The organism is Salipiger mucosus DSM 16094 (assembly GCF_000442255.1).
GTDB classification, from domain to species: Bacteria; Pseudomonadota; Alphaproteobacteria; order Rhodobacterales; family Rhodobacteraceae; genus Salipiger; species Salipiger mucosus.
Genome location: NZ_KE557276.1, coordinates 109,859 through 129,986, shown reverse-complemented (window position 1 = coordinate 129,986; position 20,128 = coordinate 109,859). Strand labels below are relative to the sequence as shown.

At 69.1% G+C, this 20,128-nt stretch carries 20 protein-coding genes, 1 tRNA gene and 1 pseudogene; 13 read left to right on the top strand and 9 right to left on the bottom strand.

The window, feature by feature from the left end:
- Window positions 1–23: 23 nt before the first annotated feature.
- The 6 genes from SALMUC_RS12620 (at window position 24) to SALMUC_RS12590 (ending at window position 3,331) form a co-directional block, all read left to right on the top strand.
- Window positions 24–272 carry a hypothetical protein gene (locus tag SALMUC_RS12620; RefSeq protein ID WP_020039706.1) on the top strand — a complete coding sequence of 83 codons (249 nt, stop codon included), beginning with the start codon at window positions 24–26 and terminating at the stop codon, window positions 270–272.
- Window positions 269–907: an HNH endonuclease gene (locus tag SALMUC_RS12615; protein ID WP_020039707.1), complete on the top strand. Its 639-nt coding sequence runs from the start codon at window positions 269–271 to the stop codon at window positions 905–907. Before SALMUC_RS12620 ends, SALMUC_RS12615 begins: the two co-directional genes overlap by 4 nt.
- A gap of 425 nt (window positions 908–1,332) precedes the next feature.
- Window positions 1,333–1,623, top strand: coding sequence for a DUF4031 domain-containing protein (locus SALMUC_RS12610; RefSeq protein WP_020039708.1), 291 nt, complete (start codon window positions 1,333–1,335; stop codon window positions 1,621–1,623).
- Between the two features lie 193 nt (window positions 1,624–1,816).
- A complete protein-coding gene (locus tag SALMUC_RS31110) occupies window positions 1,817–1,921 on the top strand; it encodes a DUF4326 domain-containing protein (protein ID WP_245584702.1) in 105 nt (34 codons plus the stop codon).
- The gene (locus SALMUC_RS12600; protein WP_020039710.1) at window positions 1,921–2,100 is read left to right on the top strand and encodes a hypothetical protein; all 180 of its coding nucleotides are present in this window, start codon (window positions 1,921–1,923) and stop codon (window positions 2,098–2,100) included. Before SALMUC_RS31110 ends, SALMUC_RS12600 begins: the two co-directional genes overlap by 1 nt.
- A gap of 250 nt (window positions 2,101–2,350) precedes the next feature.
- On the top strand, window positions 2,351–3,331 hold the full coding sequence (locus tag SALMUC_RS12590) for a tyrosine-type recombinase/integrase (RefSeq protein WP_020039712.1): 981 nt from the start codon (window positions 2,351–2,353) through the stop codon (window positions 3,329–3,331).
- A 22-nt stretch (window positions 3,332–3,353) separates the two neighbouring features.
- On the opposite strand, the gene SALMUC_RS12585 is transcribed toward SALMUC_RS12590, so the two are convergent.
- The 5 genes from SALMUC_RS12585 to SALMUC_RS12565 form a co-directional block, all read right to left on the bottom strand.
- Window positions 3,354–3,428: transfer RNA gene (locus SALMUC_RS12585), tRNA-Glu, on the bottom strand.
- Between the two features lie 148 nt (window positions 3,429–3,576).
- Entirely contained in the window at window positions 3,577–5,316 is a 1,740-nt protein-coding gene (recJ, locus tag SALMUC_RS12580; RefSeq protein ID WP_037371867.1) for a single-stranded-DNA-specific exonuclease RecJ, read from the bottom strand.
- Between the two features lie 109 nt (window positions 5,317–5,425).
- Entirely contained in the window at window positions 5,426–6,391 is a 966-nt protein-coding gene (gene glpX / locus SALMUC_RS12575) for a class II fructose-bisphosphatase (RefSeq protein ID WP_020039714.1), read from the bottom strand.
- A gap of 151 nt (window positions 6,392–6,542) precedes the next feature.
- Entirely contained in the window at window positions 6,543–7,829 is a 1,287-nt protein-coding gene (locus SALMUC_RS12570) for a homoserine dehydrogenase (protein ID WP_020039715.1), read from the bottom strand.
- Between the two features lie 60 nt (window positions 7,830–7,889).
- Complete coding sequence (locus SALMUC_RS12565; RefSeq protein ID WP_020039716.1) at window positions 7,890–8,180, bottom strand: hypothetical protein; 291 nt, start codon at window positions 8,178–8,180, stop codon at window positions 7,890–7,892.
- 100 nt (window positions 8,181–8,280) lie between these two features.
- On the opposite strand from SALMUC_RS12565, the pseudogene SALMUC_RS12560 reads away from it, so the two are divergent.
- Window positions 8,281–8,872: pseudogene (locus tag SALMUC_RS12560) on the top strand (TetR/AcrR family transcriptional regulator).
- A gap of 22 nt (window positions 8,873–8,894) precedes the next feature.
- Here the strand turns inward: SALMUC_RS12560 and argF are convergent.
- The 3 genes from argF to truA all read right to left on the bottom strand — a co-directional run bounded on the left by argF (window position 8,895) and on the right by truA (window position 12,096).
- Window positions 8,895–9,821 (bottom strand): ornithine carbamoyltransferase, encoded by a 927-nt coding sequence (argF, locus tag SALMUC_RS12555; RefSeq protein WP_020039719.1) that lies wholly within the window; start codon window positions 9,819–9,821, stop codon window positions 8,895–8,897.
- A gap of 97 nt (window positions 9,822–9,918) precedes the next feature.
- The gene (locus tag SALMUC_RS12550) at window positions 9,919–11,094 is read right to left on the bottom strand and encodes an aspartate aminotransferase family protein (protein WP_020039720.1); all 1,176 of its coding nucleotides are present in this window, start codon (window positions 11,092–11,094) and stop codon (window positions 9,919–9,921) included.
- A gap of 234 nt (window positions 11,095–11,328) precedes the next feature.
- Window positions 11,329–12,096 carry a tRNA pseudouridine(38-40) synthase TruA gene (gene truA / locus SALMUC_RS12545; RefSeq protein WP_020039721.1) on the bottom strand — a complete coding sequence of 256 codons (768 nt, stop codon included), beginning with the start codon at window positions 12,094–12,096 and terminating at the stop codon, window positions 11,329–11,331.
- Window positions 12,097–12,202: 106 nt separating this feature from the next.
- Here truA and SALMUC_RS12540 point away from each other — a divergent pair, with 106 nt between their 5' ends.
- The 5 genes from SALMUC_RS12540 to SALMUC_RS29785 all read left to right on the top strand — a co-directional run bounded on the left by SALMUC_RS12540 (window position 12,203) and on the right by SALMUC_RS29785 (window position 16,431).
- Window positions 12,203–13,654, top strand: coding sequence for a YcjX family GTP-binding protein (locus SALMUC_RS12540; RefSeq protein ID WP_020039722.1), 1,452 nt, complete (start codon window positions 12,203–12,205; stop codon window positions 13,652–13,654).
- Window positions 13,651–14,142, top strand: coding sequence for a GNAT family N-acetyltransferase (locus tag SALMUC_RS12535; RefSeq protein ID WP_020039723.1), 492 nt, complete (start codon window positions 13,651–13,653; stop codon window positions 14,140–14,142). Before SALMUC_RS12540 ends, SALMUC_RS12535 begins: the two co-directional genes overlap by 4 nt.
- A complete protein-coding gene (locus SALMUC_RS12530; protein ID WP_020039724.1) occupies window positions 14,139–15,146 on the top strand; it encodes a YcjF family protein in 1,008 nt (335 codons plus the stop codon). The genes SALMUC_RS12535 and SALMUC_RS12530 overlap by 4 nt, the downstream gene beginning before the upstream one ends.
- A 70-nt stretch (window positions 15,147–15,216) precedes the next feature.
- Complete coding sequence (locus SALMUC_RS12525; RefSeq protein WP_020039725.1) at window positions 15,217–15,918, top strand: VIT1/CCC1 transporter family protein; 702 nt, start codon at window positions 15,217–15,219, stop codon at window positions 15,916–15,918.
- A 141-nt stretch (window positions 15,919–16,059) separates the two neighbouring features.
- Entirely contained in the window at window positions 16,060–16,431 is a 372-nt protein-coding gene (locus tag SALMUC_RS29785) for a CBU_0592 family membrane protein (protein WP_198014582.1), read from the top strand.
- Window positions 16,432–16,445: 14 nt separating this feature from the next.
- Here the strand turns inward: SALMUC_RS29785 and SALMUC_RS12515 are convergent, their stop codons facing one another.
- Window positions 16,446–16,658 (bottom strand): hypothetical protein, encoded by a 213-nt coding sequence (locus SALMUC_RS12515; RefSeq protein WP_020039727.1) that lies wholly within the window; start codon window positions 16,656–16,658, stop codon window positions 16,446–16,448.
- A gap of 424 nt (window positions 16,659–17,082) precedes the next feature.
- Here SALMUC_RS12515 and ileS point away from each other — a divergent pair, with 424 nt between their 5' ends.
- Window positions 17,083–20,070 carry an isoleucine--tRNA ligase gene (ileS, locus tag SALMUC_RS12510; protein ID WP_020039728.1) on the top strand — a complete coding sequence of 996 codons (2,988 nt, stop codon included), beginning with the start codon at window positions 17,083–17,085 and terminating at the stop codon, window positions 20,068–20,070.
- Window positions 20,071–20,128: the final 58 nt, after the last annotated feature.

Genomic DNA, 20,128 nt, shown 5'->3' with positions numbered 1-20,128 from the left:
GGTCACCAGGCAGGAGACGTGCCGTGAAGAACAAGCTCACCGATCTCAACAACCACCTCTTCGAACAGCTCGAGCGCCTGAACGATCCCGATCTCAGCGCCGAGCAAATCGAGCAGGAGGTCAAGCGCTCTGGCGCCATGGTCTCGGTCGCCGACCAGATCACCGGCAACGCCGAGCTGCAGCTGAAGGCCGCCAAGCTCTTCGCCGAGCACGGCCAGGGCGTGCTGCCCATGCTGCCCCAGATCGGCAATGCAAAGGCAGGCCAGGAATGAAGGGCCGCGCGATCGAATACAGCGACGCCGAGCTGTTCTGGATCCGCGACAACAGCACGCGCCCGCGTCGCGAGGCACACGCCGAGTTCGTCGAGGTCTGGGATCGGCCCGACGTGTCGCTCTCGAACTTCAACTCACTCTGCAAGCGCAAGGGCTGGATGACGGGCCGCACCGGATGCTTCCAGCAGGGGCAGGAAAGCTGGAACAAGGGCAAGCAGATGCCCTTCAACCCGAACAGCGCCCGCACCCAGTTCAAGAAGGGTCACCGGCCCCACACATACCGTGGCGCCGGGCATGAGCGGATCGACAGCAAGGACGGCTACGTCATCATGATCGTCGATGAGACGAACCCTTACACGGGCGCGCCCACCCGTCCCGTTCACAAGCACAAGTACCTCTGGGAAAAGACCCACGGGCCCGTGCCGGAAGGCCACCGCCTCAAGTGCCTGGACGGCGACAAGACCAACTGCGACCCGTCGAACTGGGAACCCATCCCCGTCGCCCTAGCGCCCCGCCTGAACGGACGCTTCGGGCGCGGATACGACAGCGCGCCGGCTGAGCTGAAGCCGACGATCATGGCAACCGCGCGCCTGGAGCACGCTGCGCGCGAGGCGAAGAAGCGGGGGCAGCCATGATGAGGGAGAATGGAACTTCCCGACGCGCCGTTCCGACGCGCCGGGACATCGGAAGCAGGTCACGAGAACAAGGGGATCCTGAAAATTCGCTCCCCGTCTCCCTGATGCAATTCCGACCCCTATCACGGAATGACGGCAATGACGATGACAGAGGCTAAGATGTTCATCGCCCATGCGAAGGCATTTGAGAAAGCGGGCATTTTTCGCCAATTGCTCCGGAAAGAGCCAAGGCCATTTCCGGAGCGGATGGCAAATTCAACTGGTGTATCGCGAAATTTACAAACGACTCGGCAGCGAAGACAATATCTCGCTGTACTTGCCCAAGTTTCACTCACTCCACTCACAGAGTGTGGTCACTCTAACTCACGGGGATGGTGCAGACTAACAGTCGTTTGTGTCGGAATCGATCTAAAGGCATCTGCATCATGACCGTCTACGTCGACGACATGCACAGCACACCCATGAGCCGCTTCGGCCGCATGAAGATGTCGCACATGATCGCGGACAACACCGCCGATCTGCTCGACATGGCCGACCAGATCGGGCTGTCGCGCCGGTGGCTGCAGAAGGCCGGAACGTCTGACGAGCACTTCGACATATGCCTCAGCCTGCGTGCCAAGGCCGTCGCGTTCGGCGCGATCGAGATCACCATGCGTCAACTGGCGATGAAGTGCAGAGACAAGAGGAACACGACATGCCCCGCCGAATCCAGATGACCCGCCAGCGCCCCTGGCGCCGCGGCCCCCCGGACGCGGAGATCGTCGCGCGGCCGTCCAAGTCGGGGCACCCCTACCGCGTGAGCGTGCACGGCGACGCAGCCCGGTGCGTGGATCTCTACCGGCACGCGGCGCGAGGGCGGCATCCTCGAACAACTTCGCCGGCGCACCGCCCATCGAGGAGATTTTCGCGATGCAAACCGTGCTGCGCGGGCGCGACCTCGCGTGCTGGTGTCCGCTCGACAGGCCCTGCCACGCGGACATTCTGCTGGAACTGGCGAACAAGGGGGATGAGTGATGAGAGCGCTTGATTATTTCACGCTACCGTTCCTGCCCATTCCGTTCCTCGTCTTGTTGATCGCTTTCCGGCTCATCAAGGGCCAGGAAGCGTCGGCGCGGGTGTTCTGCGGGATAAGCCTGGCGGGCGAGATGCCGGACTGGAAGCGCGACGACCCCAATCAGGAGAACCGCGACTGATGCCCGCCACCGCTCCCTCAGAGGCCCGCATCAGCGCCGCCATCAACGCGGCGAAGGCTTGCGGACTCGCAATCGCAGAGGTCAGGATCGAGCGCGACGGAACGCTGCGCGTTTTGACTGCGCGCGAGGACACGAGGGCACCCAACTCTTGCGACGAGATATTCGGTTGCGGAACCTGAGCCAAAGCGGGCGCTGGCCCAGCGGCCGGGCGCGCCACTACGTCCGTGTGAAGGGCCACAAGCGCGTGCCGATGCCCGACGCCGACCCGGACAGCGCGGAGTTCCTGCGCGCATATGCCGAGGCCCTGTCGCACCTCAAAGGGCAGCCGAAGGCCGGAGAGCGGCATGTCTCGGGAACGATCAGCGCTGGCTGTAGAGCCTACCTCGCATCCGACGAGTTCCTCGCGCTGGCCGCGAACACGCGCAACACGCGCCGCCGGATCGTGGAGAAGATCGAGACCGACTACGGGCGCGCAATTTTGGCCGAGCTGCTGCCGAAGCACATCCGGCAGGATCTCGCGAAGCTGCCGCCGCACCCGGCCAACGCCCGCCTCAAGGCATGGCGGGGCATGTGCCGGTTCTGGCTTGATGCTGGGCTCATTGACACCGACCCAGCGCGCGAGGTGCGCCGCCGGGCCGAGCCGCAAAGCGACGGGCATCGGCCCTGGACGCGCGACGACGTGGCAGCCTTCCGCGCGCACTGGCCGGTCGGTACGGCCCAACGTCTCGCTTTCGAGGTGATGCACCGGACCTGCGCCAGCATTGCCGACGCCTGCCGCCTTGGACCGGGCATGGTGCGGGATGAATGGCTGACCTACCGCCGCGGCAAATCCGGCTCCGAGGCGGCGATCCCGATGCTTGGCGGCCCAGCATGGTTCGAGCCTGACGAACAGCTTACTCGGTGCCTCGAGGTCGCACCAAAGCACATGACCTGGATCACCACTCGGTCGGGCGCGGCCCGATCCCCAAAGGCCGCGGGCCAGTGGTTTTCGAGGGCCTGCACAGCGGCGGGTTTGCCGCATCTGAGTGCCCATGGAATACGCAAGCACCGGGCGGCCGTGTTCAAGGAAAATGGCGCCGCGCCGGAACAGCGCATGGCAATCCTCGGGCACGAAACCGAGGGCGAAACCGCGCGCTACAGCCGGTCAGCGGAGCTGCGCAGGGTCATAACAGGAACGGAAGTTGACAACTCACCGGACCAAAGTTGGCAACTCGGAAGAAACGGTTCGTAATGTCAGGGAGTTACTGACACGGTGGCAGCCCGTAGGGGAATCGAACCCCTCTTTCCAGGTTGAAAACCTGGCGTCCTAACCGATAGACGAACGGGCCATACCGTGTCGGTGAGGGCGCTTTTAGGGAAAGGCCGCGGTCCCTGCAAGCAGAATTTTGAGAAAAATCCGCGAACCGGCCGATTTTTTTCCGCAACCCGCTCCGAACAGGAAATACAACGGGATAACAGCGCCTTGTGTGGCGTACCTCAGGCAGGCGCCGCATCCTCCAACCGCAATTGCACCGACCTGCGGCCGTTCCAGACGTTTATCTCGAGTCGCCCGGCGAGGTGGAATCTTCGCCCGGCGTGGTTGCTCAGTTCGGTCCCGAGCGGACCGTCGAAGGCCCCGAAACAGATCGCGTCCAGCCGGGCCCCGAGACCGTCCCCGAACGACAGTTTCAGGTGCCCGGACCCCACCTGCTTGGCGTAGCCGATCTGCGCATCGGGGATCACGAATCGCGGCGACGGCGCCCCGGCACCGAAGGGACCCGCGCGCTCCATCTCCTCGCAAAGCTCGCAGGTTGCGGCCCCCGGCATCAATACGCCGTCGAGTCGCAGGTCGGCCGCCCCGCCCAGCCCCGCACCCTGCTTTGCGAGCAGCTCCGCCAGTCGCGTCATGGCAGGCTCAAGCTTGTCGCGGGCGACGGTCAGCCCGGCGGCCATCCTGTGCCCGCCGCCCTTGAGCAGCATCCCCTCGCCCGCCAGGCGCTGGATCGCGGCGCCGAGGTCGACACCGGAAACCGAGCGCCCCGAACCTTTGCCCTCCGCGCCATCCAGGCCAATCACCACCGCCGGGCGGTTGGTCAGCTCCTTCAGACGCGAGGCGACGATGCCCACGACCCCGGGATGCCAGCCCTCGCCGGCGGCCCAGACCAGCGGCGCGTCCAGCCCGCGCGCCTCGGCCTGCGCCAGAGCGGCGGCGCGCACCGCCTCCTCGATCTCGCGCCGCTCGGTGTTGAGCCCGTCGAGCCGCTCGGCCATGGCCTGCGCCTCGTGAGGATCGGCGCAGGCCAGAAGCCGCGCGCCAAGGTCGGCGCGGCCCACGCGCCCGCCCGCGTTGATCCGCGGTCCCAGCACGTAGCCCAGGTGATGGGACGAGGGCGCGGTGTCCAGCCGCGCCACGTCGGCCAGCGCCACCAGCCCGGGCCGATCCCGCCGCCCCATGACCGCCAGCCCCTGGCGCACCAGCGCCCGGTTCACGCCCTTGAGCGGCGCCACGTCCGCCACCGTCGCCAGCGCCACGAGGTCGAGCATTCCCATCAGGTCGGGCCCGCGCGCCCCAGCCTCGCGCAGCTGCCGCCCGCAATCCACCAGCACGAGAAACACCACGGCCGCCGCGCAGAGATGCGCCAGCGCGCCATCCTCGTCCTGCCGGTTGGGGTTCACCACCGCCACGCAGTCGGGCAACGTCTCGCCCCCCAGGTGGTGGTCCAGCACGACGACCTCGGCCCCCTCCGCAGCGGCGATGGGCTCGTGCGAAAGCGTGCCGCAATCGACGCAGACGATCAGGTCGTGCCGCGCCGCCAGTTCGCGCATGGCCGGCACGTTGGGGCCGTAGCCCTCGTCGATACGGTCCGGCACATAAAGCGTCGCCTCGCGCCCCATCTGCCCCAGCCAGTCCAGCAGCAGCGCCGCCGAGGCACCCCCGTCCACGTCGTAGTCAGCGAAGATCGCGATGCGCTCGCGCCGCTCCACCGCCTGCAGCAGGCGCCGCGACGCCGCCTCCATGTCGCGCAGGGTGCGCGGATCCGGCAGGAGCTCGCGCAGCCGCGGCTCTAGATAGGCCTCGGCATCGGCGCCATCGACCCCCAGCCGCGCCAGCGTCTGGCACAGCGCCCCCGGCAATCCGCTCTGCTGCGCCAGCGCCTCCGCCAGGCGCTCCTGCTCGACGCCCGGCCCCACCCACCGACGTCCGGTCAGCGACTGTTCAACACCCAGATACCCCAAGAGCCTGTCTCCCAATCGAAAAGGAGGGCGCGAAGCCCCCCCTGCTTCTTCTTGTTCCCAAATACGCAAACCCCGTCGCGGCCACGCACGGCGCCGGCGGGCGGCGCGCTCAGTCGAAGGGGTTGCGGTAGATCACCCGGCGAACCGAGCCGGTCTTGGAGCGCATCAGGATGGTCTCGGTCTCGATCCAGCCCGGCACGCGCTTGATTCCCGGCACGATCGAGCCGTTGGTCACCCCGGTAGCCGCGAAGATCACGTGGTCGGTCACCATGTCGTCGCGCTTGTAGACACGGTCGAGATCCTCGACGCCGTGCTTGCGGGCACGGCCACGCTCGTCGTCGTTGCGGAAGAGCAGCCGGCCGTACATCTGGCCGCCCATGCATTTCAGTGCAGCCGCCGCCAGCACGCCCTCGGGGGCACCGCCGGTGCCCATGTACATGTCGATGCCGGTCAGGTCCGGCTCGGCGCAGTGCATGACGCCCGCGACGTCACCGTCGGTGATGAGCCGGATCGAGGCGCCGATGCTGCGCAGCTCGGCCAGGATCTCGTCGTGGCGCGGACGCTCCAGCAGGCAGACCTTGATCTCGTCCGGACGCACGCCCTTGGCCTTGGCCAGCGCCGTCACGCGTTCCGAGGGCGACATTTCCAGCGTCACCGTGTCCTCGGGGTAATTTGGCCCGATGGCGAGCTTGTCCATGTAGACGTCCGGCGCGTTCAGCATCGAGCCGCGCGGCCCCATGGCGATCACCGTCAGCGCGTTGGGCATGTCCTTGGCGGTGAGCGTCGTGCCTTCGAGCGGATCGAGCGCGATGTCCACGCCGGGGCCGTTCCCGGTGCCCACTTCCTCGCCGATGAAAAGCATCGGCGCCTCGTCACGCTCGCCCTCGCCGATCACCACGACGCCCTTGATGTCCAGCAGGTTCAGCTGGTCGCGCATGGCGTTGACCGCGGCCTGGTCGGCGGCCTTCTCGTCGCCGTGGCCGATCAGCCGGGCCGAGGCGATGGCCGCCTGTTCGGCCACGCGGGCAAGGCCCAGCGAAAGCATTCGGTCGTTGAAGTCCTGGGGCGTCGACATGGGCACTGTCCTCTGGAGTTTTGCTTTGCTCGCGGTGTAGCCCGTCGCGTGACACGAGGGCAAGGCCGCTGACCCGCGCAGCGGCAGCCTGCCGCGCAGGAATCCCGCGCCCCGCCCACGAGGCGGGCCGCGGGGGCCGGTGGTATCGCTCTCAGACCTGCTCGATCCGCAGCGCGACCGGCGGCTGCGGCACCACGCCGGTGCCCGGCAGCGCCGAGAGCGCCCGGTCGAGCGCGGCGCGGGTGGTCTTGTGGGTCACCACCAGCACCGGCGCGGTCTCGTCGACGTGGTCGTACTGGCGCATCCGGTTGATCGAGATACCGGCCTCGCCCAGCACGGTCGCGACCTTGGCCAGCGCGCCCGGACGGTCGGCCAGCGCAAGGCGCAGGTAATAAGGCGCGGGCGTCGCCGCGCGGGCGGGCGTGACCTCCTTCAGCGAGCTTGCCGGCGCGCCGAAGGTGGTCAGGCGCGTGCCGCGCACGATGTCCATGACATCGCCCAGCACGGCGCTGGCCGTGGGCCCCTCGCCCGCGCCCGCACCGCGCATCACGATCTGGCCCACCTGGTCGCCCTCGACCACCACCATGTTGGTGCCGCCGTCGAGCTGACCCAGCGGCGAGCTCGCAGGCACGAGACAGGGCGACATCGACTGCTCGAGCCCCTTGCCGGTCATGCGGCTGACGCCCAGCAGCTTGATCTTGTAGCCCATGTCGGCGGCCTGGCGGATGTCCTCGATGGTGACCTGCCCGATGCCCTCGAGCTCGACCGCGTCGAATGCGACCTGGGTGCCGTAGGCGATCGAGGCCAGCAGCGCGAGCTTGTGGCCCGCGTCGATGCCGCCCACGTCGAGCTCGGGGTCGGCCTCGAGAAAGCCCAGCGAATCCGCCTCGGCGAAGGCCTCTTCATAGGTCAGCCCCGCGCTTTCCATCCGCGTCAGGATGTAGTTACAGGTGCCGTTCATCACGCCCATGACGCGCTGAATGTCGTTGCCGGCCAGCCCCTCGGTCAGCGTCTTGACGATGGGAATGCCGCCCGCGACGGCCGCCTCGAAGCGCAGCACGCGGCCCTCGGCCTCGGCCAGTTCCGCCAGCGCCTGACCGTTGTGCGCCAGCATCGCCTTGTTCGCCGTCACCACGTCCTTGCCCGACTTCAGCGCGGTCTCGGTCGCGGCCTTGGCCGGCCCGTCGCTGCCGCCCATGAGCTCGATCAGCACGTCGACGTCGTCACGCCCCGCCAGGGCGACCGGATCGTCCTCCCAGTCGTACTCGTCCATGGGCACGCCGCGATCCTTGTCGCGGTTGCGGGCCGAAACGGCGGTGATGACCACCGGGCGGCCGCCCCGCGCCTCGAGCAGCGCCGCCTTCTCGCGGACGATCTTGACGACACCGGCACCGACGGTCCCGAGGCCCGCGATACCTAGGCGGAGGGGATCGGACATGGGGCGGGCTCCTTTGGCTGTTGCACTGGGGTTCGGGCTTAGTGCCAAAGTGCCAAGGTCTCAATAGGGCCAGCGCACACCGGCCTCCATGCGGGCCCGAACCGAGGACGGGATCACTTCGGATGCCTGCAATCGCGCCGCCCGGCCCCGCAGTCCGGCGACGCGCCCCTCGATCCCGGCGCGCATCTCGGGCGTGGCGCGGGGTTCAGGCGCATCGGTCAGCCAGTCCAGCGGCACGAGGTCGGGATAGGGCGCGGTCGCGACGCCCGGCGTCTGCGTGGCGTCAAGCTCGGGGAACTGCGTGCAGGCCGCGAGGAGCGCAGCGGCAAGCAGAAGGGGCGTTGGGCGCATCGGTCCTCGTCCGTCCGGTCTGTCACCGTCATGCCGCAGTCGCGCGCCCGGGGCAAGCGCGGCGCTTGATATGAACGAACGTTCAGATAATCATGAAGGCATGGCACGTACCGCGGGATCGCATTCCGACATCACCGGGCCGAGGGTCCGCGAGGCGGCGCTGCGGCTCTTTGCCAAGCACGGCTATGCCGCGGTCTCGATGCGCCGGATCGCGCGCGAGGTCGGCGTGCAGGCAGGCGCGCTCTACAACTACACGCCGGACAAGCAGGCGCTGCTCTTCTCGCTGCTCGAAGGGCACATGCAGGAACTGCTGGCCGAGTGGGAGCAGGAGCCCCGCGACGGTGCGCCGATGGCACGGCTCGAACGCTTCGTGCGGTTCCACATCCGCTTCAACCTTGCCCGGCCGGAGGCGATCTTCGTCTCCTACATGGAGCTTCGCAACCTCGAGCCCGACAACTTCGCGGTGATCGAGCGGCTGCGAAAGCGCTACGAGGGCGCGCTCGAGGAGATCCTGCGCGACGGCCAGGCGGCGGAGGTCTTCTCGGTGCCCGGACACGCGGCTCGCCTCCTACGCGCTCATCGCGATGCTGACCGGAGTGAACACCTGGTATCGCGCCGGCGGGCGGCTCTCGCAGGAGGAGGTCGCGGACATCTACTGGGACATGGTGCGCAAGGCGGTCGGGGCGGCCTGACCGCCCCCTGCCCCGCGCGGTATCAGCCGGCGAGGCACCACTGCATGATGGCCTTCTGCGCGTGCAGGCGGTTCTCGGCCTCGTCCCAGACGACCGAGTTGGGGCCGTCCATCACCTCGGAGGTGACCTCTTCCTCGCGGTGGGCGGGCAGGCAGTGCATGAAGAGCGCGTCGGGCTTGGCGTGCTCCATCAGGTTCTTGTTCACCTGGTAGGGCCGCAGCATGTTGTGACGCCGCTCCTTGGCGCTCTGCGCGTCGTGCATCGAGACCCAGGTGTCGGTGACGACGAGGTCGGCGCCCTCGACCGCCTTCACCGGATCGCGCTCGACGGTGATCGTGGCGCCCTTGTTGCGTGCCCAGCCGACGAATTCCATCTCGGGGTCCAGCTGCACCGGCCCGGTGAAGGTCAGATCGAAGCCGAACTGCCCGGCCGCGTGCAGGAAGGAGGCGCAGACGTTGTTGCCGTCACCGGCCCAGACGACCTTCTTCCCGGCGATCGGGCCGCGGTGCTCCTCGAAGGTCAGCACGTCGGCCATGATCTGGCAGGGATGGGTGCGGTCGGTGAGCCCGTTGATGACCGGGACGCTGGCGTATTCGGCCATCTCCTCGAGCACCGCCTCGTCGAAGGTGCGGATCATGATCATGTCGACGTAGCGCGACATCACGCGGGCGGTGTCGGCGATGGTCTCGCCGTGGCCGAGCTGCATGTCGCTGCCCGAGAGCACCATGGTCTGCCCGCCCATCTGGCGCACGCCGACGTCGAAGGAGGTGCGCGTGCGGGTCGAGGGCTTCTCGAAGATCAGCGCGACCATGCGGTCCTTGAGTGGCAGGGTCTGGTCAGGGGCGGCCTTGGGGTGGCCGTTGCGGGCCTCCTTGACGGCCTTGGCGCCGTCGATGATCGCCCGCAGGTCGGCCGGGTCGGTCTTGTGGATGTCCAGGAAGTGGTTCATGTCGGTCGTCTTCACTCTGTGGGGGCGGTGGAGGGGCGCTGCCCCTCTGCGGCTGCGCCGCATTCACCCCGGGATACTTGCAGCCAGAAGATGCCTCTCAGGCGGCCTCGACGGCGGTGGCGGCGGCGTCGAGACGCGAGACGGCCTCGGCGATCTCGTCATCGGTGATGTTGAGCGCGGGCAGCAGGCGCAGCACGTTGTCTGCCGCGGGCACGGTGATGACGCCGGCGTCGTAGCCCGCCTTCACGAGATCCGCGGGCGCCTTGCGGCACTTCAGGCCGATCATCAGGCCGAGGCCGCGAACGCCCTCGAAGACGTCCGGGTGCGCGGCGACGAGACCCTCGAGCTTCTGCGAGAGCAGGCCCGCGCGGCGGTTGACGTCCTCGAGGAAATCCGGGTCGGCGACGCGGTCCATGACCGCCGCGCCCACGGCGCACGCCAGCGGGTTGCCGCCGTAGGTCGAGCCGTGGGTGCCGGCGACCATGCCGGTCGCGGCCTCCTCGGTGGCCAGCACCGCGCCGAGCGGGAAGCCGCCGCCGATGCCCTTGGCGACCATCATGATATCGGGATCGACGCCCGCCCATTCATGCGCGAAGAGCCGGCCGGTCCGGCCCATGCCGCACTGGACCTCGTCGAGGACCAGCAGCACACCCTTCTCGTCGCAGAGCTTGCGCAGACCCTGCAGGCACTGGTCGGGCAGCGGGCGGATGCCACCCTCGCCCTGGATCGGCTCGACGAGGATGGCGGCGGTGTTCTCGTTGATCGCGGCGTGCAGCGCGTCGTGGTCGCCCCAGTCGACGTGCCGGAAGCCGGGCAGCACCGGGCCGAAGCCCTTGACCATCTTCTCGGACCCGCTGGCGGCGATCGCCGCGGTCGACCGGCCGTGGAAGCAGCCGGAGAAGGTGATGATCTCGACCTTTTCGGGGTGGCCCTTCTCGAACCAGTACTTGCGCGCCATCTTGACGGCCAGCTCGCAGCTCTCTGTGCCCGAGTTGGTGAAGAAGACCGTGTCGGCGAAGCTGGAAGCGACCAGCTTCTCGGCCAGCGCCTCCTGCTGGGGGATCTCGTAGAGGTTGGAGACGTGCCAGAGCTTGTTCGCCTGCTCGGTCAGCGCGGCGACGAGGTCGGGGTTGGCGTGGCCCAGCGCGTTGACCGCGATGCCCGACCCGAGATCGAGGAATCGGCGCCCGTCTTCCTCGACCAGCCAGGAGCCTTCGCCCTTCACGAAGTGCAGGGGCGCGCGGTTGTAGGTCGGCAGGACGGCGGGGATCATGGTCGTATCCTTTCTCAGGAAGCCCGATAGGTGCCAAGCGGCAGGGGCCGAGTCAAGTTTGCGGGGGTAGTATGACACGCGTCGGCGGCGCGCCCGTTGGGGGCGCGGGATGGAAGAGCTCAGGCTCGTCGGATGCGAAGCGCGTTAGTCATGGCCTCGCTCATACCGAGGATTCGCCTCGGTGCAAGCGGGAATCCGGGGCCGCGCGCAATTTTTGGGCCCCGAAGCGGCGGCTCAGGCGAAGGGATCGTCGGGGTAGCCCACCCCGTCGAGGTAGAGCCCCTGCGGCGGGCAGACCGGGCCGCAGGCGGCGCGGTCGCGGGCCTCGAGCGCGTGTTTGACATCCTCCGGGGCCCAGGTCCCCGCGCCCACCCGCTCGAGCGTGCCGACGATGCTGCGCACCTGGTTGTGAAGGAAACTGCGCGCGCGCAGGAAGAAATGCACCTCGGGGCCGGCGCCCGTTTCCGCGGGCTCGATGCGGATCTCGTCCATGGTCTTCACCGGCGAGGCGGCCTGGCAGATGGTCGAGCGGAAGGTCGTGAAATCGTGGTGCCCGACGAGGTGCACCGCACCCTCGCGCATGGCCGCGACGTCGAGCGGGTTCATCACCCGCCAGACCTGCCCCGCCTCGAGCGTGGCGGGCGCGCGGCGCATCAGCAGGCGGAAGACATACCGCCGCTCCACCGCCGAGAAGCGCGCGTGCCAGTCCCCGGACACAAGGGCGCAGGCGCGGATCGCCACCGGCGCCGGCTTGAGGTGGAAGTTCAGCGCCTCGGACAGGCGGAAAGGGTCCCAATCCTTTTCCATGTCGCAATGCGCCACCTGCCCGCGCGCATGCACGCCCGCGTCGGTGCGCCCGGCGGCGGCGATGGAATGGTCGCGCTTTTCGAGTTTCGCCAGCGCGGCCTCGATCGCGCCCTGCACCGAGGGCTGATCCTTCTGCCGCTGCCAGCCCGAGAAGGGCCCGCCGTCGTATTCCACCAAGAGCGCGTATCGGGGCATGTCAGCCCCTTAGCCAATGGCCGCGCCCGCGTCCATCCCGCCGCCCCCTCTGGCAAGCCCGCGCTGCCGGGTCTATCTAGGGGTCAACGGAAACAAGGGGGCATCCTTGGTCATCGGAACCATCGCCGACACGCTGACACGCGGCGTCGAGAACGTGACGGACTCGCTGAGCGGCACCTTTGGCGAGCCGGTCATCCGGCTTGGCGTCACCGGCCTGTCGCGGGCGGGCAAGACGGTCTTCATCACCTCGCTGGTGGCGAACCTGCTCGACCGGGGGCGCATGCCGCAGCTCGCGGCGGAATCCGAGGGGCGAATCTTGGCCGCCTTCCTGCAGCCGCAGCCCGACGACACCATGCCGCGCTTCGACTACGAAACGCACCTCGGCGCGCTCACCGCCCGCACGCCGCACTGGCCCGACAGCACCCGCGCGATCAGCCAGTTGCGGCTCTCGCTCAAGGTGCGGCCGACGGGACTGCTGGCGGGGCTCTCGGGCGCGCGGCGGGTGCATGTCGACATCGTGGACTATCCCGGCGAGTGGCTGCTCGACCTCGGGCTCATGGACAAGAGCTATGCCGAATGGTCGGCGGAGACGCTGGCGCGGATGCAGGAGCGCCCCGGCGCGACCGAGTTCCTTGCCATGGCCCGCAACGAGGACGCCGCACGACCTTTCGAGGAAACGCGCGCCAAGGCGCTCGCCGCCAGCTTCACCTCGGCGCTGCACCGGGCGCGCGACGCGGGCTACTCCGACTGCACGCCCGGGCGCTTCCTGCTGCCGGGCGAGAAGGAAGGCAGCGCCATGCTGACCTTCGCGCCCCTGCCCGACACCGGCGAGGGGCGCCGTCGCTCGGTCTTCTCGCGCGGGGCTGGCAGCCTCGCAGACGAGATGGCGCGGCGGTTCGAGGCCTACAAGCGCGAGATCGTGCGCCCCTTTTTCCGCGATCATTTCTCGCGCATCGACCGGCAGGTGGTGCTGGTCGACGCGCTGGGGGCGATCCACGCCGGGCCCGCCGCGGTCGAGGACCTGCGCCGCACCATGGCCGAGATCCTCGGCGCCTTCCGGCCGGGATCGAATGCCTTCCTGCGGCAGGTGCTGATGGGCAAGCGGGTCGAGAAGATCCTCTTCGCCGCGACCAAGGCCGATCACCTGCACCACACCCAGCACGCACGCCTGACAGGGGTCATGCAGGCGCTCACCCGCGAGGCCGCGGATCGCGCGCAGTTCTCGGGCGCCGAAACGCAGGCCATGTCCATCGCCGCCCTGCGCGCCACCGTCGAGGAGACGATCACCCACCAGGGCCAGGCGCTGGAGTGCGTGCGGGGCACGCTGCTCAACGATGACGGCACGCGCGGGCGGCAGGCGGCCTTCCATCCCGGCGAGCTGCCCGAGGACCCGGGCCACCTGCTGCGGCCCGCGCGCGACGGCGCCAAGGCCTGGCTCGACGGCGACTATTCCATCATGCGCTTCGCGCCCGCGCCGCTGACGCTGAAGCCCGGCGAGGGCCCGCCGCACATCCGGCTCGACCGGGCCGCGCAGGTGCTGATCGGAGACCGGCTGTGACCGCGCGCCTGCGCCCGGCGCGCTCGACCGATGCCGGCACGCTCGGCGCGCTGATGACCGAGGCCGTCGCCCAGCGCGCCTGGAAGCCGCGCCTGCACAGCGGGGCGCAGGACATCGCCCACGCCGGTCGGATGATCGACGCGGGATGGGTGACCGTGGCCGAGGACGCCGCAGGCGCGCCGCTGGGCTTTCTCGCCCGCGAGGGGGCCTATGTGCACGCGCTTTTCGTGGCCGGTCCCGCGCGCGGGACCGGGCTGGGCCGAGCCCTGATCGGGGAGGCTCAGCGGGCCTGCGACCGGCTCGAGCTCTGGACCTTTGCCGCCAACAGCGGCGCGCGGCGGTTCTACGAACGCGCGGGCTTTGCCGAGGTGCATCTCGGCGACGGCCGCGACAACGACGAAGGGCTGCCCGACGTCCACTACCGCTGGGAGCGCCGAGGCCACGCCGTCGCCGCCCCGGATCACGCCGCAGGAAAGGCCGCGCCATGAGTGACCGCAAGGGCCCCGTTCTCATCGACCTCGACGAGTCTGCTCCGGGCCAGACCCCGTCCGAGGCGCCGCCCGTCCCCGACCCCGAAAGCCCCGGTCCGCGCGGCGAGGCGATGACCACCGTCGCCGCGCTCACCTCGCGCCGCTCGTCGCGGCTGGCGCGCTGGTTCTGGGCGCTGCTGGGGATGCTGGTGGGCACGCTGGTCTCGATCGCCGCCTGGCGCTTCGTGACCGACCTCGTGGCCTCCGTGCCCTGGCTGGGCTGGGCGGTGACCGCGCTTATGGCGCTCTTCGCGCTGGTCGTGGTGATGATCGTGGTCAAGGAGATCGCCGTCATCTCGCGGCTCAAGCGCGTCGACGCGCTGCACCGCGCCGCCGACGCGGCGCTCGCGGGCGAGGACCTCAAGGCCGCGCGCGCCGTGACGCGCGATCTCGCGGCGCTCTACAAGGGCCGCGACGACACCCGCTGGGGGCGCGAGCGCCTGCGCGAGCGCGAGGCCGAGGTCTTCGATGCCTCGGGCCTGCTGGGCGTCGCCGAGACCGAGCTGCTGGCCCCGCTCGACGCCGCCGCACGGCGCGAGGTCGAGGCCGCGGCCCGGCAGGTGGCGGCCGTGACCGCACTGGTGCCGCTGGCGCTGGCCGACGTGGTGGCGGCGCTTTCGGCCAACGTGCGCATGATCCGGCGGATTGCCGAGATCTACGGCGGACGCTCGGGGACGCTGGGCAGCTGGCGGCTGCTGCGGGCGGTGATGTCGCACCTCGTGGCGACCGGCGCGGTGGCCGTGGCCGACGACATGCTCGAGCCGGTGCTGGGCGGCGGCATCCTTGCCAAGCTCTCGCGGCGCTTCGGCGAGGGGCTGATGAACGGGGCGCTCACCGCCCGCGTCGGCGTCGCCGCGATCGAGGTCTGCCGCCCCCTGCCCTTCGCCCGCCGCAAGCGCCCCTCGGTGCGGGAGATCATCCGCACATCGCTGTCGGGCCTCGTGCAGACCTCGGGCAAGTAGCCCGATCTTGACATGGCTCATGGCCGCGCGGGCCCCGGCCTGCGAGGCTGTGCCCAGCCAGGGACATGCCATGACCGAACCCAGCAAGACCGACACTCCAGCCCCGCCGCGCCGCGACGGGCACGGCCACCTGCGCGACATCGTCTACGGGGCCATCGACGGCTCCGTCACCACCTTCGCCATCGTCGCGGGCGTCGCGGGCGCGGGGCTCTCGCCCTTCGTGATCCTCGCGCTGGGGTTCGCCAACGTGCTGGCCGACGGCTTTTCCATGGCCGCCGGCAACTACTCGGCCACCAAGGCCGAGCACGACGACCTTGCCCGCCTGCGCGGCCTCGAGGCGGCACGGATCGACCGCGACCCCGCCGAGGCCCGCACCGCGCTGCGCGCCACGCTGGCCGACAAGGGGCTCTCGGGCGACACGCTCGAAGCCGCGACCGACCAGGTCACGCAGGACCGCGACCGCTGGATCGCGCTTCTGCTCGACGGAGAGCACGGTCTCAGCGCGCATGACCCGCACCCGATGCGCGCGGCGCTGGCGACCTTCGGCGCCTTCCTCGCCGCCGGGATGGTGCCTCTGCTGCCCTTCCTGCTGGCCCTGGCAAGCGCCTTCGAACTGGCGACGGTCCTGACGCTGGTCACCTTCTTCGGGATCGGCGCCTACAAGAGCCATTGGTCCCTGGCGCCGTGGTGGCGATCGGGCACGGAAACGCTGCTGATCGGGGGCGCGGCGGCGGGAATCGCCTACGTCGTGGGCACGCTCTTCTCGGCGTGAGGCCCACAGTCCGCGGGTCAGGAATTCCACCGTGCCGCGGAGGGCGATTCGCTGCTACCGTCACGTCATCGCGCCAACTGAATTCCGGCGCTGAAAGACCCGACAAAACTCCAGATGCATTTCATGAACGGGGATCGTTTCATGCCCGATCCGCTTGCCGGACTGGATTTCGCCGACTTTTCCCGCAGCCTCGGCGTCATCGGCTTCCTCTTCTACGCGGGCAGCTACGCCATGCTGTCGGCCAGGGCCATCTCGGGCGACAGCATGCTCTATTTCGGCCTCAACACGATCGCGGCCGTCTGTGTCACGGTCTCGCTCGTGCATGACTTCAACCTCGCGTCGCTGATGATCCAGAGCTTCTGGATCGTCACCGGCCTTGGCGCCATGACGATCCGGCTGCAGGCCCGGATGCGCGAACGCCGCATCGCGCATATCCCCGTCCCGCTGCATCACCCGGCGCCGCAGTCACCGGCCGCGGGGCTGCAGCCGCACGAGGTGCCGGCATCGGCCTGAGCCCGGCCCGCACGTCACTCCAGCAGCGCCGACGTGCCGCCCGGGGGCGGCGCGACCGGTTCGGTCGTGCGCAGGAGGCTGATGCCGACGATAAGACCCAGCGCGATCAGCACGCCGACCAGCAGGCTGGCGAGGAAGCCGCCGCTGCGGCGGGCGGCGATCAGGCGCGGAGACGACACGTCCTCGTAGAGCATCGCGTGGGGCAGTTCGTTGGTATCGCGGGGCATGGCAGCGTCCTTGCAGCATGGTGCGGCGCCACGGGCGGCGCCTTTACACAGCACCAACCACGAACCGCGGCTTCCGGCCCAGGTCTTCGCGCGAAGGCCCCGAAACCGGCATGCGACCGCCACAACCGGCCCGCGTCCTGCGCCGATCCCCGCCGTCCAGCCACCGCCCCGGGACCCGATCGGCGGGAACCGGCGCAAGATCCCGTCGGGGCGGTGGATTTCCGCCCCCCAACCTGCGCGCCCGCTGCCTCTGGACCATCGCGAGTCGCGCGCCTATAAGGCCGCGCAAGATGACCTGTCTCGCGATCATCCATCGAATTACATGCCCGGCGCTCTGACAGCAGGAGTCGCCGGGACAAGGCGTCCGCCCCGCCGCGCCGCCCTTCATCTTTCATGACGACACCGACCTTCCGGGACCGATCCCATGTGCGCCGACACGCCTGATACTTCCAAGACGACCGACTACAAGGACACGCTGAACCTGCCCCGCACGGACTTTCCGATGCGCGCGGGTCTGCCCAAGCGAGAGCCCGGCTGGCTCGAGCGGTGGGAGAAGATCGGCATCTACGACCGCCTGCGTGCGCAGGCCGGCGACCGCCCGCCCTTCACGCTGCACGACGGCCCTCCGTACGCCAACGGGCACCTGCACATCGGTCACGCGCTGAACAAGACGATCAAGGACATGATCGTGCGCGCCCACCAGATGATGGGCCACGAGGCGCGCTACGTCCCCGGCTGGGACTGCCACGGCCTGCCCATCGAGTGGAAGATCGAGGAGCAGTACCGCGCCAAGGGCAAGAACAAGGACGAGGTGCCGGTCGTCGACTTCCGCCAGGAATGCCGCCGCTTCGCCGAGGGCTGGATCGACGTCCAGCGCGACGAGTTCAAGCGCCTCGGGATCACCGGCAACTGGGCCGATCCCTACCTCACCATGAACTTCCACGCCGAGCGCGTGATCGCCGAGGAGTTCATGAAATTCCTCATGACCGGCACGCTCTACCAGGGCTCCAAGCCGGTGATGTGGTCGCCGGTCGAGAAGACCGCGCTGGCCGAGGCCGAGATCGAGTATCACGACCACAAGAGCAGCACGATCTGGGTGCCCTTCCGCATCGCGCGCGGCGGCCATGTCGCCATGCCCGAGGGCGAGGACGACGATTTCGCCGGCGCCGACTCCGAGCTTCTGGCCAAGGACCTGCAGGGCGCCAAGGTGGTGATCTGGACCACCACGCCCTGGACCATCCCCTCGAACCGGGCCGTCGCCTACTCGCCCGAGATCGCCTACGGCCTCTACGAGGTCACCGGCCGCCCCGAGGAATGCTGGGCCAGGATCGGCGACCGCTACATCCTCGCCGACGCGCTGGCCGAGCAGACGCTCTCGGCCGCGCGGCTTGAGGACACGATGTATCGCCGCCTGCGCGATGTCTCGCCGCAGGAGCTGTCGACGCTGACGCTCGAGCACCCACTGAACGGGGCCGAGGGCGCCGAGGGCTTCTGGGACTACGACGTGCCGATGATCGACGCGGACTATGTCACCGACGACGCCGGCACCGGCTTCGTGCACACCGCCCCCAGCCACGGCGCGGACGACTACGAGAGCTTCCTCAAGCGCGGCTGGCTCGACCGGATGACGCACAACGTGGGCGAGGAATCGGAATTCCTGCCGCATGTGCCATTCTTCGCCGGGCTCACGGTCTTCGACCGCAAGGGCAAGGAAGGCAAGGCGAACGGCGCGGTGATCGCCAAGCTGGTCGAGGCCGGCGGCCTCATCGCGCGCGGCCGCATGACCCACAGCTACCCCCATTCGTGGCGCTCCAAGGCACCGGTCATCTTCCGCAACACGCCGCAGTGGTTCGCCGCCATCGACCGCGAGGTCGGCGACGGCCACGACGGCTACGGCACCACGATCCGCGAGCGCGCGCTGCGCTCCATCGACGAGCTGGTGAAATTCACCCCGCCCTCGGGCCGCAATCGCCTGCACTCGATGATCGAGACGCGTCCCGACTGGGTGCTGAGCCGCCAGCGCGCCTGGGGCGTCCCGCTCACCTGCTTCACGAAGAAGGGCGCGCTGCCGACCGACCCCGACTTCCTGCTGCGCGACGACAAGGTCAACGCCCGCATCGCCGAGGCCTTCGAGGCCGAGGGCGCGGACGCCTGGTACGTCGAGGGCGCCAAGGAGCGCTTCCTCGCGCCCGACTACGACCCGGCCGAGTGGGAACAGGTCTTCGACATCCTCGACGTCTGGTTCGACAGCGGCTCGACCCATGCCTTCGTGCTGCGCGACCGCGAGGACGGCACCCAGGACGGCATCGCCGACGTCTACATGGAGGGCACCGACCAGCACCGCGGCTGGTTCCACTCCTCGCTGCTGCAGGCCTGCGGGACCATGGGCCGCGCGCCATACCGCAACGTGGTAACCCACGGCTTCACGCTCGACGAGAAGGGCAACAAGATGTCCAAGTCGCTGGGCAACGTGATCGCCCCCGACGAGGTCGTGAAGCAGTACGGCGCCGACATCCTGCGGCTCTGGGTGGCGCAGACCGACTACACCGCCGACCAGCGCATCGGCCCCGAGATCCTCAAGGGCACCGCCGACAGCTACCGCCGCCTGCGCAACACCATGCGGTTCATGCTGGGCGCGCTGGGGCACTTCTCCGAGGCCGACCGCGTCGATCCGGCCGAGATGCCGGAACTCGAGCGCTGGGTGCTGCACCGGCTGGCCGAACTCGACCAGGTCGTGCACGAGGGCTACCGCGCCTTCGACTTCCAGCACGTCTTCAGCCAGGTCTTCACCTTCTGCACGGTCGACCTCTCGGCCTTCTACTTCGACATCCGCAAGGACGCGCTCTATTGCGACGGCGACACCGCGCGGCGCCGCGCGGCGCGGACGGTGATGGACCTGCTCTTCCACCGGCTGACGACCTGGCTGGCGCCGATCCTCGTCTTCACGATGGAGGACGTCTGGCTCGACCGCTTCCCCGGCCAGGAGAGCTCGGTGCACCTGCAGGACATCCCCGAGACGCCCGCCGCGTGGCGCGACCCCGAGCTTGCCGGCAAGTGGCAGAAGGTGCGCCAGGCCCGGCGCGTGGTGACCGCCGCGCTCGAGATCCAGCGCAGCGACAAGGTCATCGGCGCCTCGCTCGAGGCCGCCCCGGTGGTCCACGTCGAGGATCCGGAGATCCTGGCGGCGCTCAAGACGGTGAACTTCGAGGACATGTGCATCACCTCGGACATCACCGTGACCGCCGACCCGGTCCCGCCGGAGGCCTTCCGCATGGCCGAGGTGCCGAACGTGGGCGTCGTCTTCGAAAAGGCCGAGGGCGAGAAATGCCAGCGCTGCTGGAAGATCCTGCCCGACGTCGGCACGCACAAGCACGAGGGCACCTGCGCCCGCTGCGACGCGGCGCTCGGCTGAGCACCGCGGAAAATCGCTTCGCAAACGGCCGGAAGGGGACTACCCTTCCGGCCTTTCT